This is a genomic window from Bathymodiolus azoricus thioautotrophic gill symbiont (genome assembly GCF_001298715.1).
GTDB lineage: Bacteria > Pseudomonadota > Gammaproteobacteria > PS1 > Pseudothioglobaceae > Thiodubiliella.
In genome coordinates this window covers 1-4,502 of record NZ_CDSC02000489.1, presented here as the reverse complement: position 1 = coordinate 4,502, position 4,502 = coordinate 1, and the positions used below count along the sequence as shown (strand labels likewise).

General features: G+C 35.7%; 4 protein-coding genes and 2 pseudogenes. All 6 read left to right on the top strand.

Annotated elements, in window-relative coordinates; all coding sequences use genetic code 11:
* Window positions 1-192, top strand: a pseudogene (locus BAZSYMA_RS10160) (hypothetical protein); the annotation flags it as partial.
* Window positions 193-245: 53 nt separating this feature from the next.
* Complete coding sequence (locus tag BAZSYMA_RS09240; RefSeq protein WP_090718390.1) at window positions 246-587, top strand: MazG nucleotide pyrophosphohydrolase domain-containing protein; 342 nt, start codon at window positions 246-248, stop codon at window positions 585-587.
* Window positions 574-1,689, top strand: a complete 1,116-nt coding sequence (locus BAZSYMA_RS09235) for an STAS-like domain-containing protein (protein ID WP_090718387.1) — start codon at window positions 574-576, stop codon at window positions 1,687-1,689. Before BAZSYMA_RS09240 ends, BAZSYMA_RS09235 begins: the two co-directional genes overlap by 14 nt.
* The gene (cmk, locus tag BAZSYMA_RS09230; protein ID WP_090718383.1) at window positions 1,686-2,354 is read left to right on the top strand and encodes a (d)CMP kinase; all 669 of its coding nucleotides are present in this window, start codon (window positions 1,686-1,688) and stop codon (window positions 2,352-2,354) included. Before BAZSYMA_RS09235 ends, cmk begins: the two co-directional genes overlap by 4 nt.
* A gap of 95 nt (window positions 2,355-2,449) precedes the next feature.
* A pseudogene (gene rpsA, locus BAZSYMA_RS09225) lies at window positions 2,450-4,132 on the top strand (30S ribosomal protein S1); the annotation flags it as partial.
* 21 nt (window positions 4,133-4,153) lie between these two features.
* Window positions 4,154-4,432 (top strand): HU family DNA-binding protein, encoded by a 279-nt coding sequence (locus BAZSYMA_RS09220; protein ID WP_090718376.1) that lies wholly within the window; start codon window positions 4,154-4,156, stop codon window positions 4,430-4,432.
* The last annotated feature ends 70 nt before the right edge of the window (window positions 4,433-4,502 follow it).

Below are 4,502 nucleotides of genomic sequence, written 5' to 3'. Positions count from 1 at the left end.
GCGATAACGTATCAAAACATTGATGAAATGAAGCAAGATTTGAACAAGTTTTTGATTTTTTATAATTTTAATCGTGGACATGGTGGACTTAGAAAAGAGATTAAGGTAAGGACGCCTTATGAGGCTTTAGAGTATTGGTATAATTTGAAGCCTGATATGTTTCGGAGTGTGGTTTTTGAAAGTAGGGAATAACGTGGTGAAACCTGACAGCTAGGTATTTAAAATTAAAAAACATAAAGGAAACAATGAATCAAGATTCCTACCAATCAATGCTTGCTACAGTGCAAGCCTTTCATGACAAACACGATTTTAAAAACAATGGCGGCGAAGACTTGGCTTATCAAGTGGCGTTAATGGCAGAAGAGTTAGGTGAGATATCGGCTTGCGTCACCAAGGGAAAATCTAAACAAGATTTAGCTGAAGAATCGGCAGATTTATTAATTTTATTAATGGGCACAGCGATTAGTGCTGAATTTGATTTGAATGAAGCGTTTTGGCAGAAGATGGAAAAAATCAACAAACGCAAATCAAAGATGGTAAACGGCAAAATCCGAGTATCAGAATTTAAAGGGATTGATAAAAATTAACTTTTTAGTTGACAATAAATATTTTTTAGTTGATAATTGTTTTATTTTAGTTGACAATCAAGTTATGCACCAATCTACTTTAGAAATTCGTAAAAAAATTATTGATGCGCTTCGTAGTGATATTGTTGATTTAAACAACTATATTCAACGGCAATTCAATATTAGTAGACAGGCGGTTAATAAACATTTAAGAGCCTTAGAAGAAGAAGGCTTTCTAACCTCTTTTGGCAAGACTAAAAATAAAAATTATCAGTTGGGTGAAATTCGTCAGCAGTCAAAAATAATAAAATTAGATAAAAAAATTGACGAATTTGATGTTTACAGTCAAGATTTTGAATGGGTGGTAGAAAACGCCCCAAAAAATATTCAAGAAATTGTTGATTGGGGTTTTACCGAGATTTTAAATAATGCTATAGACCACGCTCAAGCCAAAATAGTTTTTATTGTTTTAAGTATAAAAGAGAAAGAATTATTCTTGACTATTTGCGATGATGGTGAAGGTATTTTTAATAGAATCAAAAGAATTAAAGACTTTGATAGTGACCAACGAGTTGTTTTGGAGTTATCTAAAGGTAAGCTGACAACAGATGATGAAAACCACACTGGACTGGATATATTCTTTTCAATAGAGGCTTTTGATTTTTTTGCTATTTATTCAAATAATCATCTTTACAATTTTAACAATAATACTGAAATTAATTTGGAAAAATATGGTTTTGAAAAAGTATTTAAAATGGGCGATGATTTAGGTTTTTCAACAGCTGTTCGTATGTCAATCAAATTGTCAAGCACAACCAAATTAAAAGATGTGTTTGATAAATTTGCTAAAGCACCAGAATTTGAATTTGACACTACTATTGTGTCACTTTATTTGGTTAATGAAAAGCAAAATCTGGTTTCAAGGTCACAAGCTAAGCAGGCGACTAATCGTCTAGAAGAGTTCAAATTTGTAACTTTTGATTTTAAAGGCATTGGAAGTATCGGACAAGGGTTTGCCGATGAGCTGTTTCGAGTTTATCCCAATAAAAATCCACAGATAAGTTTTGACTATGTAAACGCAGATGTTGAAGTTGAAAAAATGATAAAGAGGGTGAAAAAATGAATAATATTTTAACGATTGATGGGCCAAGTGGTGTCGGTAAGGGTACAGTAGCTCGAGTGATGGCACAAAAATTGGGCTGGAGCTTATTAGATTCTGGCGCGATTTATCGTACTTTTGCTTTGGCAGTTGATGCTAGAGGGATAAATATTGGTGATGAAGATGCTTTAGAAGACATTGCACAAACACTTGATTTAACATTTAAGACCGAAGAGGATAGTGAATTGGTTAGTGTCTTTTTGGATGGCAAAGATGTGTCTAAAATCCTGCGCACTGAACAAACGGGTGAGATGGCATCTAAAATTGCTTCTATCGGTGTGGTGCGTTCAGCATTATTAAAGCGTCAACAAGACTTCGCACAAAACACACCAGGGCTAGTTGCAGACGGGCGTGATATGGGTACAGTGGTATTTTTTGAGGCGCCGTTCAAAGTATTTTTAACGGCAAGTAGCAAAGAACGCGCACAAAGACGCTTAAAACAATTGCAAGCACAAGGCACTACGGGTATAATTTCGCAAATCTTGGCAGATGTGGTGGCAAGAGATGAGCGAGATTCTTCTCGCAAAAACTCGCCACTAAAGCCTGCCAAAGACGCTTTTATTATTGATACCACTGAGTTGTCAATTGATGAAGTGATTGCTCAGGTGAGCAAATTAGTAAAACAATAGGCTAAAATCTGAGCGGTCAGATTTTATAAACAAACCAACTCGACAAATACCAACTTTATACCGTTGTTGGATTATTTAGCGGTCAATATCAAAAAAAAAACAATATGTCAGAATCATTTGCAGAGCTATTTGAAAATAGCGTAGAACAACAAAATACCAAAATAGGTGCCTTATTAATGGGTACTGTCGTTAGCATCAATCGCGAAAAAGCGGTTATCAGTGTTGGACTAAAATCAGAAGCCTTTATATCTCTAGACCAATTTAAAGATGCCAAAGGTGAATTAGAAATTCAAGAAGGCGATGTCGTAGAAGTTGCTTTGGAGTCTATTGATGATGGCTTAGGTCATACTCTATTATCTCGTGAAAAAGCCAAGCGTATTAAATTGTGGCAGTCACTTGAAACTGCAATGAATGCTAAAGAAGTAGTAACTGGTGTTGTTACTGGCTCTGTTAAAGGTGGTTTGACAGTTGATATTGGTGTTGTTAAAGCGTTCCTACCAGGTTCATTGGTGGATACCCATCCAGTTAAAGATTTTGCGTATTTAATTGGTCAAGAAGTTGAAGCGATTGTTATTAAGATGGATGAAGTTAGAAACAATATTGTTATTTCTAGAAAAGCAGTTATGCAAGAAGCGAATTCTGCAGACAGAGAAGCTTTACTTGAGACACTTGAAGAAGGTGTGGAAATTGAAGGTGTGGTTAAGAACCTTGCAGATTACGGTGCATTTGTTGATCTTGGTGGTATTGATGGTTTATTACATATTACTGATATCTCATGGCAGCGTGTTAATCACCCGTCTGAGAAGTTGAACATTGGTGACAAAATTAAAGTTAAGGTGCTTAATTGCGATAAAGAGAAGATGCGTGTATCGCTAGGCCTTAAGCAATTAACAGCAAGCCCTTGGGATAACATCTCTGATCGTCTGCCATTAGGTAAGAAGGTTTCAGGTACGGTTTCTAACCTGACAGATTATGGTGCGTTTGTGCGTATTGAAGAGGGGGTTGAAGGTTTGGTGCATGTTTCAGAAATGGATTGGACAAATGCCAATGCCCGCCCATCTAAGTTTGTTAAATTAGGTCAAGAAGTTGATGTGGTTGTGTTGGATGTTCAAGAGTCTAAGCACCGTATTTCATTATCAATGAAGCAAGCACAAGAAAATCCTTGGGAAGCATTTGAAGCAACACATAATAAGGGCGATAAGATTGGTGTTAATGTTAAGTCAATTACAGACTTTGGTTTATTTGTTGGACTTCCAGGCGGTATTGATGGTTTAATCCACTTAGCAGATATTTCTTGGGAAAAGTTACCTGCAGATGAATTGGTTTCTAATTATTCTAAAGGACAAGAATTTGATGTTATTATTCTAAATATTGATGCTGAGAAAGAGCGCATCTCCTTAGGTATTAAACAATTAGATGAAGATGACTTTATGTCTTACGCTTCGTTACACAAGAAAGGCGCTATCGTTAAAGGTGTGGTTGCTGAAGTGGACTCAAGAGGTGCAGTTATTACATTGGCAGAAGGCATCACTGGTTATTTGAAAGCGGGTGAAATCTCAACAGAGCGTGTTGATGATGTAAGTACTATTTTTAAAGTTGCTGATGAAATTGAAGTAGCAATTGTTAATATTGACAGAAAATCTCGTAATATTACTGTTAGTATCAAAGCGAAAGATTCTGCTGAAGAAAAAGCAGCAATGGAAGACTACAATAAGCAGTCGTCTGATACGGTAGAAGGCGCAACTTTAGGTGATTTATTAAAGAAAGCTAAAAATTAAAGTTATTTTTGATTTGAATATATGAAAAAAACTGACCTTATTTTTAAATTATCAGAGGACTCTGTGCTCTCTAAAATAGAAGTAAAAATGTGTGTAGATGCTATTTTAACGGCATTAACAAAAGGTATTGCTTCTGGTGAGGGTGTAGAAATCAGAGGTTTTGGTAGTTTTTATAGAAAACATAAAAAAGCACGCTTAGGCATCAATCCAAGAACCAACGAAAGAACGCAGGTTGGTGAGAAGTTTATGCCGTTTTTTAAGTCAGGAAAATCACTTAGAGAAGTTGTCAATAAGAGTTAATTTGATAGTGTATTAATGTATAATTTCACTTTTTTATGGGGCGTTAGCTCAGTTGGTAGAGCATCGGACT